General features: G+C 70.2%; 16 protein-coding genes. 5 read left to right on the forward strand and 11 right to left on the reverse strand.

All coding sequences use genetic code 11. The features are described from left to right. Nucleotides 1–164: 164 nt before the first annotated feature. Complete coding sequence (locus AAHM41_RS08070) at nucleotides 165–1,331, forward strand: porin (RefSeq protein WP_342236013.1); 1,167 nt, start codon at nucleotides 165–167, stop codon at nucleotides 1,329–1,331. A 152-nt stretch (nucleotides 1,332–1,483) separates the two neighbouring features. Here the strand turns inward: AAHM41_RS08070 and AAHM41_RS08075 are convergent, their stop codons facing one another. The 5 genes from AAHM41_RS08075 to AAHM41_RS08095 all read right to left on the reverse strand — a co-directional run bounded on the left by AAHM41_RS08075 (nucleotide 1,484) and on the right by AAHM41_RS08095 (nucleotide 6,921). After that, nucleotides 1,484–1,675, reverse strand: coding sequence for a YnbE family lipoprotein (locus AAHM41_RS08075; protein WP_342236014.1), 192 nt, complete (start codon nucleotides 1,673–1,675; stop codon nucleotides 1,484–1,486). A gap of 14 nt (nucleotides 1,676–1,689) precedes the next feature. Continuing rightward, nucleotides 1,690–4,812 carry an intermembrane phospholipid transport protein YdbH family protein gene (locus AAHM41_RS08080; protein ID WP_342236015.1) on the reverse strand — a complete coding sequence of 1,041 codons (3,123 nt, stop codon included), beginning with the start codon at nucleotides 4,810–4,812 and terminating at the stop codon, nucleotides 1,690–1,692. A gap of 67 nt (nucleotides 4,813–4,879) precedes the next feature. After that, the gene (locus tag AAHM41_RS08085) at nucleotides 4,880–5,422 is read right to left on the reverse strand and encodes a GNAT family N-acetyltransferase (protein WP_342236016.1); all 543 of its coding nucleotides are present in this window, start codon (nucleotides 5,420–5,422) and stop codon (nucleotides 4,880–4,882) included. A gap of 8 nt (nucleotides 5,423–5,430) precedes the next feature. Beyond that, nucleotides 5,431–6,012, reverse strand: coding sequence for a helix-turn-helix domain-containing protein (locus AAHM41_RS08090; RefSeq protein WP_342236017.1), 582 nt, complete (start codon nucleotides 6,010–6,012; stop codon nucleotides 5,431–5,433). A gap of 42 nt (nucleotides 6,013–6,054) precedes the next feature. Continuing rightward, nucleotides 6,055–6,921, reverse strand: coding sequence for a hypothetical protein (locus AAHM41_RS08095; protein ID WP_342236018.1), 867 nt, complete (start codon nucleotides 6,919–6,921; stop codon nucleotides 6,055–6,057). A gap of 160 nt (nucleotides 6,922–7,081) precedes the next feature. On the opposite strand from AAHM41_RS08095, the gene AAHM41_RS08100 reads away from it, so the two are divergent. Next, complete coding sequence (locus tag AAHM41_RS08100) at nucleotides 7,082–8,221, forward strand: serine hydrolase domain-containing protein (RefSeq protein ID WP_342236019.1); 1,140 nt, start codon at nucleotides 7,082–7,084, stop codon at nucleotides 8,219–8,221. Here the strand turns inward: AAHM41_RS08100 and AAHM41_RS08105 are convergent, their stop codons facing one another. Further along, nucleotides 8,222–9,745: a S10 family peptidase gene (locus tag AAHM41_RS08105; protein WP_342236020.1), complete on the reverse strand. Its 1,524-nt coding sequence runs from the start codon at nucleotides 9,743–9,745 to the stop codon at nucleotides 8,222–8,224. A 58-nt stretch (nucleotides 9,746–9,803) separates the two neighbouring features. Between AAHM41_RS08105 and AAHM41_RS08110 the strand changes: the two genes are divergently transcribed. Further along, nucleotides 9,804–10,700 (forward strand): hypothetical protein, encoded by an 897-nt coding sequence (locus AAHM41_RS08110; RefSeq protein WP_342236021.1) that lies wholly within the window; start codon nucleotides 9,804–9,806, stop codon nucleotides 10,698–10,700. A 5-nt stretch (nucleotides 10,701–10,705) separates the two neighbouring features. Here the strand turns inward: AAHM41_RS08110 and pseH are convergent, their stop codons facing one another. Both pseH and AAHM41_RS08120 read right to left on the reverse strand, forming a co-directional pair. Beyond that, complete coding sequence (gene pseH / locus AAHM41_RS08115; protein WP_342236022.1) at nucleotides 10,706–11,260, reverse strand: UDP-4-amino-4,6-dideoxy-N-acetyl-beta-L-altrosamine N-acetyltransferase; 555 nt, start codon at nucleotides 11,258–11,260, stop codon at nucleotides 10,706–10,708. A gap of 97 nt (nucleotides 11,261–11,357) precedes the next feature. Then, on the reverse strand, nucleotides 11,358–13,394 hold the full coding sequence (locus tag AAHM41_RS08120; RefSeq protein WP_342236023.1) for an elongation factor G: 2,037 nt from the start codon (nucleotides 13,392–13,394) through the stop codon (nucleotides 11,358–11,360). Between the two features lie 183 nt (nucleotides 13,395–13,577). Between AAHM41_RS08120 and AAHM41_RS08125 the strand changes: the two genes are divergently transcribed. Further along, nucleotides 13,578–13,826, forward strand: coding sequence for a hypothetical protein (locus AAHM41_RS08125; RefSeq protein ID WP_342236024.1), 249 nt, complete (start codon nucleotides 13,578–13,580; stop codon nucleotides 13,824–13,826). 19 nt (nucleotides 13,827–13,845) lie between these two features. Here the strand turns inward: AAHM41_RS08125 and AAHM41_RS08130 are convergent, their stop codons facing one another. Further along, nucleotides 13,846–15,132 carry an amidohydrolase family protein gene (locus tag AAHM41_RS08130; protein ID WP_342236049.1) on the reverse strand — a complete coding sequence of 429 codons (1,287 nt, stop codon included), beginning with the start codon at nucleotides 15,130–15,132 and terminating at the stop codon, nucleotides 13,846–13,848. Between the two features lie 89 nt (nucleotides 15,133–15,221). On the opposite strand from AAHM41_RS08130, the gene AAHM41_RS08135 reads away from it, so the two are divergent. Beyond that, nucleotides 15,222–15,692, forward strand: a complete 471-nt coding sequence (locus tag AAHM41_RS08135; RefSeq protein ID WP_342236025.1) for a GNAT family N-acetyltransferase — start codon at nucleotides 15,222–15,224, stop codon at nucleotides 15,690–15,692. Between the two features lie 16 nt (nucleotides 15,693–15,708). On the opposite strand, the gene AAHM41_RS08140 is transcribed toward AAHM41_RS08135, so the two are convergent. Next, the gene (locus AAHM41_RS08140; RefSeq protein ID WP_342236026.1) at nucleotides 15,709–17,544 is read right to left on the reverse strand and encodes a calcium-binding protein; all 1,836 of its coding nucleotides are present in this window, start codon (nucleotides 17,542–17,544) and stop codon (nucleotides 15,709–15,711) included. A gap of 343 nt (nucleotides 17,545–17,887) precedes the next feature. Then, nucleotides 17,888–18,013, reverse strand: a complete 126-nt coding sequence (locus AAHM41_RS08145) for a hypothetical protein (protein ID WP_342236027.1) — start codon at nucleotides 18,011–18,013, stop codon at nucleotides 17,888–17,890. Nucleotides 18,014–18,126: the final 113 nt, after the last annotated feature.

Consider the following 18,126-nt stretch of genomic DNA (forward strand, 5'->3'; position numbering starts at 1 on the left):
ATGTATGTTACCTTTTTGCGCCAGCTTAGGGTCCCTTTGTCTCAGGCACCCGAGCAAGCGGCCACCCAGCCCCATCGCGTGTGCCTTCGACGCCACAGAGCCCGGCCGTCAGGCGGGCGTCTCGAGTGAACCGCCCCGCGTCGGTGCGGGTAGAGGGAGGCAGAATGAAGCAGGTATTGCTGGGGGGCACGGCGCTGGCCGCTGCCGCGTTGATCGGAGCGATGCCGGCGTCGGCGGCCGATGCGAATGTGACGTCCGGTCTGCAGTTGAAGATCACCGGGTTCATCGCGGCGCAGTCGGCGCTGGTGCTCTCCGACACCGACCACTCGCAGTTCGACCGCGACTACGACTTCCAGACCAATGCGCGGATGCAGTTCGACGTCAAGAACGTCACTGACTCCGGGCTCGAATATGGCGGCCGCATCCGCTTCGACTCGGTCAACCGGCGGGACGGCGTCCAGGTCGACCGCACCTACGTCTATGTGAAGGGAGACTTCGGCACCATCACCTTCGGCGACGGGCCGACCGTCGCCGACGACTTCGGCTATGTCTACGCCCATGACGAACTGGCCGGTGCCGTGGGTGCCGGCGGCATGGATTTCGGCGACCTGCTGGATGGCGATTTCCCGCTGGGTGGCGGCAACTTCTACTCGATCGATGCCACCTATCTCGGCGGTCTGACGAACGACGACACCCGCATCAAATACACCTCGCCGACGATCAATGGCTTCAGCTTCGGCGCCGACTTCACCCCGGTCGTGGGCGGGTCGACCCATGCCGGCCCCGGCGGCCGCAACGACCTGATCAATGACAGCAGCACGCTGTACGAGAACGTCGTCACCGGCGGCCTGGGCTGGGACGGCGACATCGGCGGCGATGTCGATCTGCGCGTCGCCGCCACGGCCGCCTACGGCAACGGCGTCACCACCGACAACAATCCGGAGCATCACGACCTCGAGGCCTACACCCTCGGCGGCCGGGTCAAGTCGGGCGGTATCGCCGCCAGCGTGAACTGGACCCACTACTCCAGCCTGTACCTGACCAGCAAGTCGGTGGACACGGTCATCGGCGACCTGAGCTACCAGTGGGGTCCGTTCCTGACCTCGGTGTCCTATGCCTATACCTGGGCCGGCAGCAACAACGGCCTGGAGCAACCCGACACCGGCGCAACGGACCTGCAGGACAACCACATCGCCGGCGTGAACCTGACCTACACGCTCGCACCGGGGCTGAACACCTATGCGGAAGTCATCTACGAGAAGCAGAACTTCCGCGAGGGCAAGGATTTCGAGAACGCCAACCTGCTGACCGGCATCAACCTGGCCTTTTGAGGTCTCAGGTCGACCCGTCTCGGCGGTTTGCCTGAGAAACCGGACGCGACAGACCGCTCCTAACGGCCACTGTCTTGTTCCCTCCTAGACTGAAGATCGCGTCCGGTGGTTGGGGATGCGCGGCGCTGCCGGCCGCGCATCCCCTATTTCTGTCAAGGCGCCGCGGGGTTCTTGCCGACCACCTTCTGCAGCTCGCGGTCGACCTGGACCTTGACGTCCTGCTCGACCCGCACGTTGAGGTTGATCTCGATCGGCTTGTCCGGCGCCTCGACCCGGATCACCGGCGAGCAGGCGCCGAGCAGCGCGGCGAGGCACAGGCCGGCGGCGCGGCTTCGGTCGGTCATCGGGCCCCTTCCCTTCAGCATCGCGGTTCGGTCCGGCGCCTCAGCCGCTCCACGTAATAGTCCCGGATGCGGTCGCCGATCCGCGCCAGCGCCAGGCTGCGCCGGGCGATGACGTAGAGCTCGCCCGACAGGTTGACGTTGAGCGCGATCGGAACGCCGCCATAGAGGTCGGGGTTGGAGCCGCGCACCGCCAGCTTCACATTGGCCTCGCCGTCGCTGCGGCCGTCCAGCGTCGCCCGCAACGACTGGTACTGGAAATTGCGCAGCGCCGTCATCAGCGTGTCCATGCCCGGTTCGGCGGCGGCCGCCGCCTTGATCTCGTCCGGCATCGTCGCGCCGCCATATCGGATCTCGCCCGGGCCGCGCGTCGCCAGCACGCCGTTCTCGACCACGATCGTGTCGCGGTCGAGGCGGAACGGGATGGTGCCGTCGACGATGCCGGTGGCCCGCACGTCGTCCAGCCCGGCCGCGGCCACCGCGCGGGCCAGGTCGAGCCCCTCGATCTTCAGCACCGAGGGCCGGCGCCGGCCGGAGCCGCCCTCGACGCTGATCTTCGCCCCGGTCCAGTCCAGCGCCAGCCGCCGCAGGTCGACGCCGCCGGCCTGGCTCCAGCCGAAGCGGGCGTCGACATCGGTCAAGGGCGGCATCTCACCATCCAGCAGGAACCGGCCGATCCGGACCCGCTGCCCGGCGGGCAGCCGCAGCGGCGAGAACCGGTCGAGCCGCAACTGGGCCGTCGCGCCCTCGGCCCGGCCCCAGGGCGTGCGGAAGGCGGCGTTGCGCAGCCGCAGATCCAGCGCCGTCTCCGCGGCACTGCCCCAGGCGATCCGGCCGCTGCCCTCCATCCGGGCGTCGACGCAGGCCAGCGGCAGCCCGGCCAGGGCCGGCACCACATCCTTCGGCTGCAGTCCGCGCCGGCGGAACCGCACCGGGTCGAGCACCAGGTCGAGGCCGCCGTCGCCGGTCGTGAGGTCATGCGTGCCGATGCCGGCGGCGCGGGCGCGGCCCTCCGGGTCGGTCAGCTCGGCCTCGAGCGACAGCGTGTCGGTGGCGGCGTCGAGCCGGCTGCGCAGCGCCGCCTTCATCGGCATCACCGGGTTGCCCTCGATCGCCAGCCGCGCGGCGGTGAGGCTGGCGTCGAACGGAACCGAGGCGCCGGGGACGACCGCGACGTCGGCATCGACGTCCTCCACGGTCAGCCCCGCCCCCGGCAGCGCCAACTCGCCGTCGGCCGCGGTCAGGCGGTAGCTGCCCTCCGGCTGCGCCGCCGGGGCGATGGCCAGGACCGGCGTGGTCGCGGTCAGCCGGGTCGCGCCCGCGCCGGCGCCGATCGACAGGTCCAGCGCCAGGGCCGGCACGGCGGCACGCACCAGCGGCGGCAGGTCGCTGTCGAGGTCGGTCTCCAGCAGCGGCCGGCCCTCGGCATCCGGGCACAGCTGCGCCACCGCCGGCTGGGTCAGGCGCAGCCGCGGCGTGAAATCCTGCGCCGGCACGGTCAGCGACAGGCATTCGCCATGCACCGGCCGCACCGTCAGATGCTGGCCGACGGCGTCGACCCGGACCGTGCCCTCGGCCGTGGCGTTGCCGCCCGCCTTGCCCGGCAGGCCGATCGCCGAGCTGCCCGACAGCGTCACCGTCCAGCCGCCATCGGTGGTCTCGCCCGACGCCGTCATCGGGCCGGGGTCGATGGTCAGGCCGATCGCCTCGAAGGGGTCGAGGTCCAGCACCGCCTTCGGCACCCGCACCTTGGCCTGGCCGGCATCGTTCAGCCCGAGCTCGGCGTCGATCGAGCCGGCGACGTCGTAGCCGGCGACATTGCCTTTGGTGGCACCGGCCAGCCGGGTCCACCAGGTGTCGGCCTCGCGGCTGAACTCCAGGCGCTGCGGCCCGCCGTCGCCCGGCAGCCAGTCGAGATCGACCGCGAGCCTGCCGGAGGCGAAGCGGCCCGCCACCTTCCACGGCCGGCTGCCGGCCAGGGTCAGCGTGCCGCCGGACAGGTCGATGGTGGCGCTGAGCTGCCCGGTCTGCAGCGCCACGCCGCTGCCGGCCTGGACGCCGTCGGTCGAGACCCGGATGAAGCCGTCGGCCAGCAGCTGCGGCAGCTCGTCGAGGCTGGGCAGGCCGGGCGTGCGCAGCGTCAGCCAGGCGTTGATGTTGGCCTTGCCGGTCACTCCGCCCTCGAAGCCCAGGGCCGGCACCACCGCCGCCAGATCGTTGGCGGCGAGCTGCACCGCCAGGTCGGTGCCGTCGCCCTGCTTCGCGCCCTGCAGCTGCAGGCCGAAGGTGCCCTCGCCGGTGCCGATCTTGGCGCCGACGATCAGCTGCTGCAGCCGCTGCAGCGTGCCGTTGCCCTGCACGCCGAAATCGCGGAACCGCGCCGTGCCGCGCACGACCTCGGCGACCGTCAGCGCGCCCTGGATCTCGCCGCTGGCGTCGCGTTCGCCGCCATAGGCGATCCAGCCGGTGACCCCGTTCAGCGACAGCTGGTCCGACCGGAAGCTGGCCCGCTCCAGCTGCACGCCGCCATAGATCTGGCCCTCGGGGGTGTTGGTCAGGTCGAACTTGGCCTGGGCCGCGGCGCCGGCACCGGCCGGGCGCAGCCGGCCGCTCCACACCAGCCGGCCCAGCTCGTTGACCGCGCCCTCGGCCTCGACCGGGGTGCGGATCCGGCCCCAGGGGGTGTCGATCACGATCGTGCTGTCGCTGACCGAGATGGTCCGGAACGGAATCTGGGTCAGCCCCCCTCCTCCGCCGCTACCGCCCTCCAGCACCTCCATCCTCGGCAGGTCCAGCGAGCCGGAGCGGTCGATGCCGAGACGGATTGAGACGCCGGACAGCGCGATCGAGGTCAGATGGCCGTCGCGGATCAGGGTCCAGGGGTTGAAGCCGAGCGAGATGCGGTCGATCGTAATCCGCCCGTCCGCCACGGCGATGCCGCCGATCTCGGCCGAGCCGAGATCGACGCTGGACACGGTCAGCCGCTCGACCGGCACGCCCTCGGCCCTGAGGCGGGCGATCGCCTCCGCCTCGACCCAGCCGGGCAGCAGCCCGCGCGCCGCGATCGCGAGCCCGGCCAGGGTCGCGAGCAGGGCGGAGAGGCCGATGGTCCAGCGGCGACGGGGAAGGAAGCGCGCCATCCTGCCAGTCTAGCCGAGCCGGCGTGGCAAAACAGTGCGCGCGTTGGGGATTGCCGGGACGAACCGCCTACGGCCGCAACTCTTTCAGCATGTAGCTGGTGTCCTCCAGCACGCCGGCCGGGGAACAGGCATGGCCGGGGACGATGCCGAACAGGCGGAAGCCGAGGCTCTCATACAGCGCCTCGCCGCTGTCGCCGCGCCTGGTGTCGAGCAGCAGCAGGGTGCGGCCGTGCCGGCGCGCCAGATCCTCGGCCGCCAGCATCAGCGCCCGGGCGATGCCGCGACGCCGCGCGGCCGGATGCACCAGCAGCTTGGCGATCTCGGCCCGGTGGCGGCCATTGGCCGGCATGCCGAGCACCAGTTGCACCGTGCCGACCGTGCGCCCGTCCAGCCGGGCCACGATCAGCCGCCGGGCGCCGCTGCGGAAGGCGGGCTCCAGCCCCAGCCAGAACGCCCGCGCCGCCGCGACCGTGAAGGGCAGGACGAAGCCGACGCTGGCGCCATCCAGCACGCAGCCATGCAGCACTTCGGCGAGGTCGTCGAGATGCGCGGCAAGGTCGTCGGGGGCGACCTCCGCCAGGGTGACCGGGGACACGGCGGTGTCGGGCATGGCGGCGCTCACGGCTTGCACAGGGCGATGACGTAATGGGCCGGCTGCGGGCCGGGGCAATGGAAGCGGGTCGGCCCGAACAGGCGGTAGCGCAGGCAGTCCCCCGGGCCGAGCCGGTGCACCAAATCGTCGACCAGCAGTTCCAGCGTCCCGTCCAGCATCCAGACATGCTGTTCGATGCCATGGATCGGCGGGGTGTCGTAGCTGACCACGGCGCCGGCCGGCAGCACGCCCTCGACCAGCTCGCCGCGAAAGCCGGTGGCGGGCGGCGAGACGCTGCGGCGGCGGAAGCCGCTGTCCGGATCGGTCCAGCCCGGCTGGTCCGCCCGGCGCAGCAGCTGCGGCGGGTCGGTTTCGACCTCGGCGATCAGGCCAGACATGGTGCGGCCATAGGCGGTGCAGAGCCGGCCGAGCAGCGAGGCGGTCGGGCTGGTCTCGCCGCGCTCCAGCCGCGACAGCGTCGCCCGGCTGATGCCGCTGCGCTCGGCCAGGGCATCCAGCGACCACCCCTGCTCCGCCCGCAGTGCCGCCAGGCGCGCGGCCAGCCGGGCATCCACCGGCTCCAATTCGTTGGCGAGATCATTTCTCATGATCGGGAAACTATCCCGATAATGAGAAATCGGCAAGGGCCGTTACGGCATTGGCGGCGGAGCGAAGCGCGGATCGCGCGGGGCGTCGCCCGGGAACGGCCGGGGCGAGCTGGCGATGACCTCGTTGTCCGGGTCGTCCAGGGAGAACAGCGCCACGCCGATGACCCCGATGTTGCGCGGGTCGCCCTGCGGCGTGTTGGCGGCATAGGCGTCGTCCGGCGCCGAGAAGCGGAAGGCCGCAACCTCGTCCTCGCTCTTGCGGAAGCCCTCGATCACCAGCCGCTCGCCCGGGCGCACCACATAGCCGCGGTTGGCGATGGTGCCGGGACGGCCGTTCAGCACGTCGAGCCCGTCCACGGTGGCCACCACCTCGACCGTCCGGCGGCCGCGGTTGCTGAAGGCCAGCCGGTAGAGATCGCCGGACCGGCCCTGGAGGCGAAGGTCGCCGCCGCCGGTCGGCGTCAGCCGCAGCGGCGTGCCCCTGGCATTGAGCACTGAGAATTCGACGTCACCATCTGAGACCGGCAGGCTGCGGATCGTGCTGACCGGCCCCATCGCCGCGCTGCGGCGGCCGTCATAGCGGATCGTCACCTGCGCCTCCGGCCGGTCCGGCCAGAAGCGGGTCAGGCTGACGAAGCGGATCGGCGACCGGATCTCCTCGCCCCAGCGCGTGCCCAGCCGCTCTTGCTCCGCGACCGGCGGCCGGACGGGTTCGCTCCGTCGATGCGGCGGGACCGTCGCCGCACCCTGGCTTCCCGACGGCACGAGCCCATCGGCGGCTTCGGGCGCAGTGAGGCGCGACACCGACTCCTGATGGAGCGTCACCTCCTGCACCGCCGGCCGCGACGACACGCAGGCGGCCAGGGCCAGCATCAGCCCGGCCAGCAGGATCTTCGATAAAGCGCGCATGAGCTCTCCCCCGAGACATCCAGCGCCGCATCATCGGTCCCGCTCTGCGGCGAAGCCGTGGCCAAGCGGCGGTGAATCGAAGGCCGAGCAATCCCGGTACAATGGCGGGCCGGCGCCCCTGCTACGGATCGGGCCTGCCCCGCCCCAGACGGAGTCGACCATGCCGCTACGCCGCGCCCTGCCCCTGATCGCCCTCCTCGCCTCCCCCGCCGCCATGGCCGCGGATACGCCACCCGACTGCCGCGCGCCGACCGCGATGAACGACGGCTGGGCCGTCGCCGCCCCGGCCGATGAAGGCTTCGACCCGGCGACGCTCTGCGCCGTCGGCCCGGCACTCGACCGCCCTGAGACGAACGCCCATGCCGTGCTGGTCGTGCGGCATGGCAGGCTGGTCTATGAGCGCTACTTCGCCGGCGAGGACCAGCGCTGGGGTCAGCCACTGGGGAACATCCCGCACGATGCGGAAACCAGGCACGACCTGCGCTCGATCACCAAGAGCGTGACCTCGCTGCTGGTCGGCATCGCCGTCGACTATGGCTGGATCAAGGACATCGACGCGGCGGTGCTGTCGCTGCTGCCGCAATACGCCGATCTGCGCTCGTCGGAGACCGACCGCATCACCCTGCGCCATCTGCTGACCATGTCCAGCGGGCTGGCCTGGAGCGAGGACCTGCCCTACAGCGACCCGCGCAACAGCGAGCGGCTGATGTCGGACGCGCCGGACCCGTACCGCTATGTGCTGGAGCAGCCCTTCGCCGCAACGCCGGGCGAGCGCTGGAACTACACCGGCGGGTCGACCGCCCTGCTGTCGGCCGTGCTGAAGCAGGTGTCCGGCCGGCCGCTCGACGTGCTGGCGCAGGAGGTGCTGTTCGCGCCGCTCGGCATCACCGATGTCGAATGGGTGCGCTACCCGAATGGCGACCCGGTCGCCGCCTCCGGCCTGCGGCTGCGGCCGCGCGACATCGCCAAGCTCGGCCGGCTGGTGCTCGACCGCGGCGCCTGGCAGGGCAAACAGATCATCTCTGCCGGATGGATCGATCAGTCCACGGTATCGCAGATCGCGGTCGAGGACCAAGCCGCCTACGGCTTCCAATGGTGGCTCGGCCGCTCGCTGGTCGACGGCCGGGAGATCCGCTGGGCCGCCGGAATCGGCTGGGGCGGCCAGCGGCTGTTCCTGGTGCCCGAGCAGGATCTGCTGGTGGTGGTCACCGCCGGCCTCTACGACCGGCCCGACCTGCAGGACCAGCTCGGCCGGACCGTGCTGGACCGCTTCGTCCTGCCGGCCCTGGCGCAACCCTAACTAGGGCGCTTCCTGCGAGCGGTAGAAGGCGGCCGCGTCGGTGGTGAAGGCGGCGCGGGCGGCGGCGTCGAAATAGAACATGTGCCCGCCCTTGTAGAGCCGGAGCGCCACGCGCCCCTCGCGTCCCAGCGGCGGCAGATGGCCGATCACGTAGCGGCTGACCGAATAGGGCGTGACGATGTCGCTGCGGCCATGAGCGACCAGCATGTCGAGATCGGGGTTGAGCGCCAACAGTTCCCGTAGATCCCGCTCGATGGTGGCCTGGACGATGCTGCGGGCCTCCCACCTCCACTTCCGGGCGATCTCGCGGTCGAGCAGGTTGAAGGTCAGCACGGTCCTGAAGTCGAGCTCGTCATGGGCGAGGCCGACGAACAGCCCGCCAAGGGCCTGGGTATAGCCATCGAGCACCGGGTCGGGAGCCTCGTCCGCTGGGGATTCGGGGAACGGATCGGGGGCGAGGAATGCGGCGTCGTAAGGGCTGGCGACCCCTGCCCTGTCGCGCTCGAGATAGGCGTCGCCGATGAAGCCGCGCGACCGGGCGACCACATCGGGCGGCAGCCCGGTGAGACCGGCCACGCGGGCATAGAAGGCGTCGGCCGCATCGCCCTCGGGCGGCCGTCCGGCGAGGGTCGTCAGGTAGTCGGTCAGGGCGAAGCGCTCGGCCGCGGCCAGGGCTTCGGGCGTGAAGGCGTCGCGGCGGTCGAGCTCGGCGGCGGCGAGCGAGGGCAATCGCAGCGCGGCCACCAGCGCGAAGCGGTCGGCGCCGAACTGCAGGCGGCCCTCCACGAAGGGCGAGACCATGATGACGCCGTTGACCAGGACGCCCTGCTCCCGTTGCAGGGCGCGCGCCACCTTCACGCTGCGGTAGCCGCCATAGCTTTCGCCCAGGATGAATTTCGGCGAGCCGCTGCGCCGGTTCTGCGCCAGATAGAGCGCAATGATCTTGGCCAGCGATTGGGTATCGGCGCGCTCGCTCCAGAAGTCCTCCGACTTGTCGGCCCAGACCGTGCGGCTCCACCCGGTTCCCACCGGGTCGATGAAGACCAGGTCGGTGAAGGCCAGCCAGGTATCGGGATTGTCCTGCAGGCGGGCGTTGGCGGGATCCCGTGTGAAGTCGGAGGTGACCGCACGGGGCCCCGCCAGGCCGAGCTGCAGATAGGCCGAGGCCGCGCCGGGTCCGCCATTGAACGCGAAGGTGACCGGACGGGCCTGGGCGGCAGCATCGTCGAGGGCATAGGCGGTGTAGAAGACCGCGGCCGAGCGCTCTCCATTCCGGTCGAACAGGGGAATGGTCCCGGCGGTGGCGGTGTAGGCCAGCATCCGGCCGCCGAGCGTCAGTGTGTGATGGGTCACGGAATCGGCCGGCAGCAGCGCCAGCACTCCGCCCGCGGGGGCGGCGCGGCCGGTCCCGTCCGGCTGCTGCGCCGGGGCCGCTGCAGCCAGCGACAGGACCAGCAGGCCGGCAAGGAACGAGCAAATCGGACTCCGGCGCAGCATCATCATCCCGTCCGGCCAAGCATTCATCCTACTTTACCACTCCAAATATCCCGATGAAATTCCGCATAATCCGTGTTATAAATACATGAGCAAGCGGAACAAAGATAATCGGAAGCTTCTTATTCTCTGCAATTGCGATTGTGCAGATCCGATGTCCGCACGTTTCCTGCTTGCCGCCGCCCTGTCGCTCCTGATCTCGGGATGTGATCGGGCGCCATCCCCAAGCTCTGCGATGCCCGGAGCGGTGTCCGGCGGAACGGCCGATATCGGCGGCGAGGTCAGCCGCCTGCAGGCAGCGCTGGCGCGGGATGTGCCCGGCCGGATCACGGATGAGCCCGACGGCGAGCAGCGCTGGGCGACCCTGGCGCAGGCCGAGATCAAGGCCCGCGGCCACGCCATTCGGCGCCCGCAGCTGGTGGTGGTGGTCGATCGCAATCCCGCCGTTCAGGAGATGCGCATCCTGGTGGCGCAACCTTCCGGCGGCTGGCTGAGCCTCGGCGGCGCCAAGATCTCGACCGGCCAGGAAGGCCGGAACGGCTATTTCATCACGCCGACCGGTGTGTTCCTGCACACGGATGAGATTCTCGACTGGCGCGCGGAAGGCACCTTCAACGCGAACGGGATCCGCGGCCTCGGCCTCGCGGGCATGCGGGTGTGGGATTTCGGCTGGCAGACCGCCGAGCGGGGCTGGGAGGCGGAAGGCCGGGAATCGACCATCCGGCTGCTGCTGCACGCCACCGATCCGGACGTCCTGGAACAGCGCCTCGGCCGGCCGGCGTCGAAGGGATGCATCCGCGTCCCGGGCCCGATGAATATCTTCCTCGACCGCAACGGCATCCTCGATGTCGACTACGAGGCGGCGGCGAAGGTCGACCCCCGCTACGACGCGGTGCTGCGCCCCGACCGCACCCCGACGCCGCTGGCCGGGAACATGCTGGTGATCGTGGATTCGGGCTCCGGGGCCACGGCGCAGGCCCCGTAGGCCGCCTACTCGGTCTGCACCCCGCGCTCGCGCAGCATCGTCACCAGGGCGTCGCGCTGCGGCAGGTAATCGTCGCGCAGCAGCCCTAGCAGATGGGCGTCGAGGAACTGGCCGCCCTTGCGGACATGCTGGCGCAGCAGCCCCTCCTCCTGGAAGCCGAAGCGCCGGTGCATCCGCACCACGCCCGGATTGCTGGTCAGCACCTCGCAGCACAGCTTGTTCAGCTTCAGCTCGAGGAAGACGTAATCCAGCACCTTGAGCTCGACCCAGCTGCCGATGCCCTTGCCGCGCAGGTCGCTGGCGCCGAGGTAGAAGGCCCAGGAGCACTTGCTGTTCTGCTGGTCGATGTCGACCAGGTTGGCGAGGCCGATCGGCTCGTCGTCGTCGAGGATGATCCAGTAGACCCGGCGCGGATCGGCGAGGACGCGGGCGAACCAGGCATCGTGCTCCGGCCGCGTGATCTCATGGTCGGTGTACTGGTGGACCGCGACATGCGGCAGGTTCCGCCAGGTGAACAGCCGGTCGGAATCCCCCGGCTCCACCCGCCTCAGGCTCAGCATTCCCGTGGTCCCCCGATCGTCGCCTTCCGTGCTGTGATAGGCCGGGCCACTCGCCGCTGCCAGGGCTGCGGCGAGTGATCGGACCGGCCGACGCAGCCTACGCCGCCAAAGCCCGCCGGCGCTCCTCCACCACCTGCTCGGCGATGCGGCCCATCAGCTCCTGCAGATGGTCGAAGCGGGCGGTGAAGCTGCCGACGCCGAGCGTGACCGAGCGCAGCTCGACCGCCAGCCCGTGCATCTCGGCCTCCGGCAGCTGGCAGTCGATCAGGTCCCAGCCGGTCCAGCCCTCGCGCGCGGTCATGCCAAGGATCTGGCCGCGCCGGCTGGAGACGATGGCGTGCACCTTGGCGGTGTATTCCGCCGGCACCGCGATCGTCACCGCCTGGATCGGCTCCAGCAGCACCGGGTCGCAATTCGCCAGCCCCTCGGCCATCGCCATCTGCGCCACGGTGCGGAAGGCCTGGTCGGAGCTGTCGACCGAATGGTGCTGGCCGTCGGTCAGGGCCACTGCGAGGTCGACCACCGGGAAGCCCAGCGGGCCGCGGGCCATGGCCTCGCGCGACCCCGCCTCCACCGCCGGAATGTAGTTCTTCGGCACGGCGCCGCCGACCACCTTGTTCTCGAACACGAAGCCGCTGCCGCGCGGCATCGGCCGGATCTCGACCTGGATGTCGGCGAACTGGCCATGGCCGCCGGTCTGCCGCTTGAAGCGGGAATGCTGCTTGGTCGGCCGCCGGATCGTCTCGCGATAGGCGGTGCGGGTCGGCACCGTGGTCACCGCGACGTTGAACCGACTCTTCAGCCGCTCGACCGCGATCTGCAGCTGGATGTCGCCCTGCCCGGCCAGGGTCAGCTCGCCGGTCGCCTCGACATGATGCACCGACAGCGCCGTATCCTCCTCGCACAGCTTGGCCAGCGAGGTGGTCAGCTTGACGTCGTCCTTGCGGTCCGACAGCGACAGCGCCACGGCGTGCACCGGCTCCGCCGGCTTCGGCCAGTTCCAGGTCGCCTCGGCGGTGCCGTCGGCGCGCAGCGTCTGGCCGGTCGCGAGGTCGTCGAGCCGGGCGATGCCGACGATCTCGCCGGGGCTGGCCTCGGCCAGCTTCTGGCTCTCGCCGCCCTTCAGCCGGTACAGGCCGGAGATACGGCGGCTGCCGAGATTGCTGTTGTCGGCCAGCCGGCCGCTCCACAGCCGCGCCAGGCTGAGCTTGCCGGTATGCGGCTGGTGATGGGTCTTGAACACGGTGGCGGCGAAGCCGCCATGGGCGTCGTAGCCGAGCCGGGTCGCCGCCGCCTCATGCGACGGTGCCTCGTGGCGCAGCGCCTTCCACAGCCGGGTAACGCCGTTGCCGTGCTCGGCCGAGCCGAAGAACACCGGCACGATCAGGTCCTGCTGCAGGTCGCGGGTGAGCTGGGTGTAGATCTCCTTCGGCGCCGGGATCTTGTCCTCGAGCAGCTGCTCCAGCAGCGCGTCGTCGAAATCGGCCAGGGATTCGAGCAGGGTCTGGCGCGCCTCGTCCTGGCGCGGCTTGATGTCGCCGGGCGCCTCGATCAGGTCGGAGGACTGGTTCTCGCGCCATTTGTAGGCACGGCCGCTGACCAGGTCGACATAGCCGGAGACGCTGTCGCCGTCGCGGATCGGAACCTCGCGCAGCAGCAGCGGCCGGGCCGAGACCTGCTGCAGGGCGGCCAGCAGGTCGCGCATGCGGATGCCGGACCGGTCCATCTTGTTGATGAACAGGACGTGCGGGATCTCGTGCTCGTCGAGGAAGCGCAGCAGCGGCGCCAGGATCACGGCGCGATCCGGGTCGGCCTCGGCCACCACCACGGCGATGTCGGTGACCATCAGCGCGGCCAGCGCGTCCTGCGCCAGCTCGACCGAGCCGGAGCAGTCGATCAGGGTCCAGTCCTCGTCGAGATAGCGGCAGGAGGCCAGGTTCGGCTCGATCGTCATCTGCCGGGCACGGGCTTCGGGCGAGGCGTCGCCCACGGTGTTGCCCTGGGCCACGCTGCCCTTGCGCGGGATCGCGCCGGCGCTGTGCAGCAGCGCCTCCATCAGCGTGGTCTTGCCGCTCGAATACGGCCCGACCAGGGCCACGCTACGGAATCTGGGGGCAGGGCGTTCCTGCGGCATGCGCATCCTCCCTTCTGCACGGGCCCGCCGTGCCGACCGGGACGATTGCCCGATCACGCGGGCCCCTTTGGAGGATCAGCATGACACTTCCACGACGATCGGCCCAGCCCCGATCTGACGGACCGGTTGGAGGACCGGCCGGCATGGAATAGTCTCGTTCCACACCATGGATGCGGCCCGAAGATGAAGCACGCCGGCCTTGCGGCTCTCGACACCCTGGGCGAGCTCATCGCGGCCCTGCGCACCCTGCCCGGCCTCAGGGAGCCGCGCCCGGGCGTGTTCTATCGCAAGAGCCAGGCCTGGCTGCATTTCCACGAGGACCCGGCCGGCCTGTTTGCCGATCTTCGCGCCGGCCCGGACTGGGAGCGCTTCCGCGTGTCGCAACCGGATGAACGCGCACGGTTCCTGGCCCTGGTCAGGGGCAGCCTGTGACCCTTCGCTGCGGATCCCGCTAGGCGATCGACCCCGGCGCGAAGGTCGGGACGACCGTGACCGGGCGGCCCGGCAGGTCCAGCGCCGTCACCCGCTCCGGCGTCCGCGCGATCAGCTTGCCGGCACGCAGCACCAAGAGGCGGGTCGCCTTCAGCCGCACCGCCTCGAACGGGTCGGCGGCCTGCAGCAGCACCAGGTCGGCCCGGCAGCCGGGCTCGAGGCCGTAGCCATCGAGCTCCAGGATCTTCGCCGCCTCTGTGGTCACCGCGGCGAAGCAGCGGCCGATGGCGTCGAGCGCGGTCATCTGCCCGACATGCACCGCCATATGCGCCACCTCCAGCATGTCGGCCGACCCCATCGAATACCATGGGTCCATGACGCAGTCCTGGCCGAGGGCGACGGTGATGCCGGCCGCCATCAGCTCCGGCACCCGGGTCATGCCGCGGCGCTTCGGATAGGTGTCGTGGCGGCCCTGCAGGGTGATGTTGATCAGCGGGTTGGCGATCGCCGCCACCCCGGCCTCGCGCATCAGCGGGATCAGCTTCGAGACATAGTAGTTGTCCATCGAATGCATCGAGGTCAGGTGCGACCCCGTCACCCGTCCGCCGAGGCCGAGGCGATGGGTCTCCGCCGCCAGCGTCTCGATGTGGCGGGAGAGCGGGTCGTCGCTCTCATCGCAATGCAGGTCGACCGGCAGCCCCCGCTCCGCCGCGATCTCGCACAGCCGGCGTACCGAGGCGGCGCCGTCGGCCATGGTCCGCTCGAAATGCGGGATGCCGCCGACCACGTCGACGCCGAGGTCGAGCGCGCGCAGCAGGTTCCGCTCGGCGGTGGCGGAGCGGAACAGCCCGTCCTGCGGGAAGGCGACCAGCTGCAGGTCGAGATAGGGCGCGACCCGGCGCTTGACCTCGAGCAGCGCCTCGACCGCCAGCAGCCGGTCGTCGCAGACATCGACATGGCTGCGGATCGCCAGCAGCCCCTGTGCCACCGCCAGGTCGCAATAGGCCAGAGCACGGGCGATCACCGCCTCCTGCGTCAGCTGCGGCTTCAGCTCGCCCCACAGCGCGATGCCCTCGAGCAGCGTGCCGGACCGGTTCAGCCGCGGCAGGCCGAGCGACAGCGTGGCGTCGAGATGGAAATGGGAGTCGACGAAGGGCGGCGTCACCAGCCGGCCGCCGGCGTCGATCTCGTCGTCTGCCTCTGCCGCCAGGTGCGGCTCGACCGCGACGATGCGGCCGGCCTTGATGCCGATGTCGATGCCGGTGCGGCCGTCGGGCAGGTTGGCGTTGCGCAGCACGAGATCCATGGCGGGGCTGGCCTTCAGGAATTTCAGTGAGAGAACGGCGCCGCCGACGATAGCATGCGGCCAGTGCATGGAAAGATGGGAGAGCACCCATGTTCCACACGACATGGGGCGAGATCCGCCGGGCCCGGGCCGACGAGGCGGAGGTGATCCGGACCCTGGTCCGGCGCGCCTATGCGAAATGGATCATCAGCGTCGGCGTCGAGCCGAAGCCGATGCGGGCCGACTATGTCCGCGCCCTGGCCGAGCACGAGATCTGGGCGATCGACGGCATCCATGGCTGCATCGCCCTGATCGAGCTGAAGCCCGAGCCTGACCACCTGCTGATCGTCAATGTCGCGGTCGATCCCGGCCATCAGGGCCGCGGCCTCGGCGGCCGGCTGCTGGCCTTCGCCGAGCGCGAGGCGCGGCGCCGCGGCATCACCGAGCTGCGGCTCTACACCAATGTGCGGATGTCGGAGAACCGCGCCCTCTACGCCGCCCGCGGCTACAGCGAGACGCATCAGGAGCAGCGGGGCGAACACACCATCGTGCATATGGCGAAACCCGTCCCCGCCGCCTGAGCGGCCGCCTGTCCGGCTACAGGACGAAGTCCGCGCCCACCAGGGCGACGGCGCCGGTGAGCTGGATGTGGAAGTCGCTGACCTTGTCGCCGTTGATGTCGCCGGCGACGGTGGTGACGTTGCCGTTCGTCACGAAGCGCAGTTGGCCGGCGACGCCGGTGTAGAGGCCGGTGCCGATGAAGCTGAACGCCTGGTTGCCGCTGGCGCCGCTGTTGGCATCGATCGCCGACAGGTCGATCCGGTCGCCCTGGGCATGGCTGAAGTCGGCGATCCGGTCGGCATCGGCCCCGACCGCGCTGTCGCTGACGGCGGTGAATCGGTAGCGGTCCGCCCCGGAGTTGCCGGTGAGGGTATCCTTGCCACCGCCGCCGACGAGGGTGTCGTCGCCATTCCAGCCCTGCAGCACATTCGCGCCGGCATTCCCGCCGAGGCTGTCATGGCCTTGGCTGCCGGAGAGATTCTCGACCCCGGTCAGGCTGTCGCCCGCGGCCTCGCCGCCGATGCCCAGGCCGGTGGCCAGGCTCACCGAGACCCCGGCCAAGCCATCGAAATAGCTGACGAGATCGATGCCGCTGCCGCCGTCGAGCACATCGGCCCCCGCGCGTCCCTTGAGGATGTCGTCGCCGCCAAATCCGGACAGCACGTTGTTGGCCGCCGATCCGGTCAGCACGTCGTTGAAGCTGCCCGTGCCCCGGATGTTCTCGATGTCGTTGCTCAGCACGTCACCCTGGGCCTCGCCACCCGAGGCCACCAGAGTCGTCAGGTTCACGATCACCCCGACAGTGCCGTTGTAGTCGATGGTGTCGATCCCGAGACCGCCGGTGAGATGATCCGCCCCGGCCCCGCCCTGAAGGAAATCATTGCCCATGGCGCCCGAGAGCGTGTCGTTGCCGCCCAGGCCACGGAGGGTGTCGTCGCTGCCAAATCCCAGCAGCACGTTGTCGAACAGCGACCCGGTCAACGTGTCGTTGGCGCCCGTGCCCCGGATGTTCTCGATGCCGGCGGCCAGCACGTCGCCCTGGGCCTCGCCGCCCGAGGCGGTCAGCGCGGTCAGGTTCACCGTCACGCCGGTGAGACCGCCGTAGATCAGGGTGTCGATCCCGGTGCCGCCGATCATCGCGTCCGACCCGCCCCCGCCATGGAGGAAGTCGTCGCCGGCTCCGCCCTCGAGCGTGTCGTTGCCGCCCACGCCGTGGAGGACGTCGTTGCCGCCGGATCCGATCAGCCTGTTGGCCGCTGCCGACCCGGTCAAAATATCGTCGGAGGCGACCGTGCCGAAGATGTTCTCGATGTCGTTGCTCAGCACGTCGCCCTCGGCGTCGCCGCCCGAGGTCGTCACCGCCGCCAGGTTCACCATCACCCCGGCAGGGCTGTCGTTATAGTTGATGAAGTCGACCCCGGCGCCGCCGATCAGGTGGTCCGCCCCGGCCCCGCCGCGGAGCAGGTCGTCACCGTTGCCACCATCCAGCGTGTCGTCTCCCGCCCGGCCGAGGAGAGCGTCGTTTCCGCCCCGGCCCCACAGCGTGTTGTTGGCGGACGACCCGAACAGAGAATCGAAGAAGTTGTTCGATCCCTCGACGTTCTCGATATCCGCGCCGATCACATCGCCCTCAGCCTCGCCGCCCGATGCGACCAGCGAGGCCAGATCCACGGAGACAGCGGCCGAGCTGAGGAAATAGGTGATTGCGTCGATGCCGACGCCGCCGTTCAGCACATCGGCCCCGGTGCCGCCGTTCAGCGTGTCGTCACCGGCGGCACCGAACAGGGTGTCATTGCCTGCCAGGCCATTGATCGTGTCGTTGTCCGGCGTGCCGTTGAGAATATTGTCGTTGTCGTTGCCGTTGATGATCATGATGAAATCCCCTGTCTGAAAACATGCGGTCCCCTCGGCCCTTGACCCGGCGAGGGCGGCACTGCGCGTCGTTCCGACCGCTGCATCAGGTCGGCCGCGCGCGCATGCCCGCTCCTTACATAGGGATTTATGCTGGGCAGAAACACTCCCATTTGGGAGGTCCGGGCCTCCGGAACCGATCTCTCCAGCCCCTTCCCCTCGTCGAGAGGACTCCGGGCCTAAGCCCCGGGACGTGGCGATCCCAGGGTGCCGCTGGATCGTCGCGTCCCTTCGGGGCTCATGGCTGACATCCGGCGCTCGGCCGCGGCCGGCGCCTGGATCTCACACGGGCGGGGGCGCCGGCCTACAGCACGAAGTCGGCGGCGACGAGGCCGATGGCGCCGGTCAGGTTGATCTGGAAATCGCTGACCTTGTCGCCGTTGACATCGCCGGTGATGGTGGTGACGCCGCCGGCGACGGAGTAGTGCAACTGGCCCGCCACGCCGGTGAAGGCGGCCGTGCCGATGGAGCTGAAGGCCTGGTCGCCGGCTGCTGGACTTCGCCGAACGCGAGGCGCGGCGCCGCGGCATCACCGAGCTGCGG

Source organism: Inquilinus sp. OTU3971, assembly GCF_038440215.1.

Excerpts from the sequence above, each read along its gene's own strand:
- AAHM41_RS08070 (WP_342236013.1), top strand. The coding sequence starts at position 165 with ATGAAGCAGGTATTGCTGGGGGGCACGGCGCTGGCCGCTGCCGCGTTG.
- AAHM41_RS08105 (WP_342236020.1), bottom strand. The coding sequence starts at position 9,745 with ATGAATGCTTGGCCGGACGGGATGATGATGCTGCGCCGGAGTCCGATT.
- AAHM41_RS08135 (WP_342236025.1), top strand. The coding sequence starts at position 15,222 with ATGTTCCACACGACATGGGGCGAGATCCGCCGGGCCCGGGCCGACGAG.
- AAHM41_RS08110 (WP_342236021.1), top strand. The coding sequence starts at position 9,804 with ATGAGCAAGCGGAACAAAGATAATCGGAAGCTTCTTATTCTCTGCAAT.
- AAHM41_RS08085 (WP_342236016.1), bottom strand. The coding sequence starts at position 5,422 with ATGCCCGACACCGCCGTGTCCCCGGTCACCCTGGCGGAGGTCGCCCCC.
- AAHM41_RS08100 (WP_342236019.1), top strand. The coding sequence starts at position 7,082 with ATGCCGCTACGCCGCGCCCTGCCCCTGATCGCCCTCCTCGCCTCCCCC.
- pseH (WP_342236022.1), bottom strand. The coding sequence starts at position 11,260 with ATGCTGAGCCTGAGGCGGGTGGAGCCGGGGGATTCCGACCGGCTGTTC.
- AAHM41_RS08090 (WP_342236017.1), bottom strand. The coding sequence starts at position 6,012 with ATGAGAAATGATCTCGCCAACGAATTGGAGCCGGTGGATGCCCGGCTG.
- AAHM41_RS08075 (WP_342236014.1), bottom strand. The coding sequence starts at position 1,675 with ATGACCGACCGAAGCCGCGCCGCCGGCCTGTGCCTCGCCGCGCTGCTC.
- AAHM41_RS08095 (WP_342236018.1), bottom strand. The coding sequence starts at position 6,921 with ATGCGCGCTTTATCGAAGATCCTGCTGGCCGGGCTGATGCTGGCCCTG.
- AAHM41_RS08140 (WP_342236026.1), bottom strand. The coding sequence starts at position 17,544 with ATGATCATCAACGGCAACGACAACGACAATATTCTCAACGGCACGCCG.
- AAHM41_RS08120 (WP_342236023.1), bottom strand. The coding sequence starts at position 13,394 with ATGCCGCAGGAACGCCCTGCCCCCAGATTCCGTAGCGTGGCCCTGGTC.
- AAHM41_RS08130 (WP_342236049.1), bottom strand. The coding sequence starts at position 15,132 with ATGGATCTCGTGCTGCGCAACGCCAACCTGCCCGACGGCCGCACCGGC.
- AAHM41_RS08080 (WP_342236015.1), bottom strand. The coding sequence starts at position 4,812 with ATGGCGCGCTTCCTTCCCCGTCGCCGCTGGACCATCGGCCTCTCCGCC.
- AAHM41_RS08125 (WP_342236024.1), top strand. The coding sequence starts at position 13,578 with ATGAAGCACGCCGGCCTTGCGGCTCTCGACACCCTGGGCGAGCTCATC.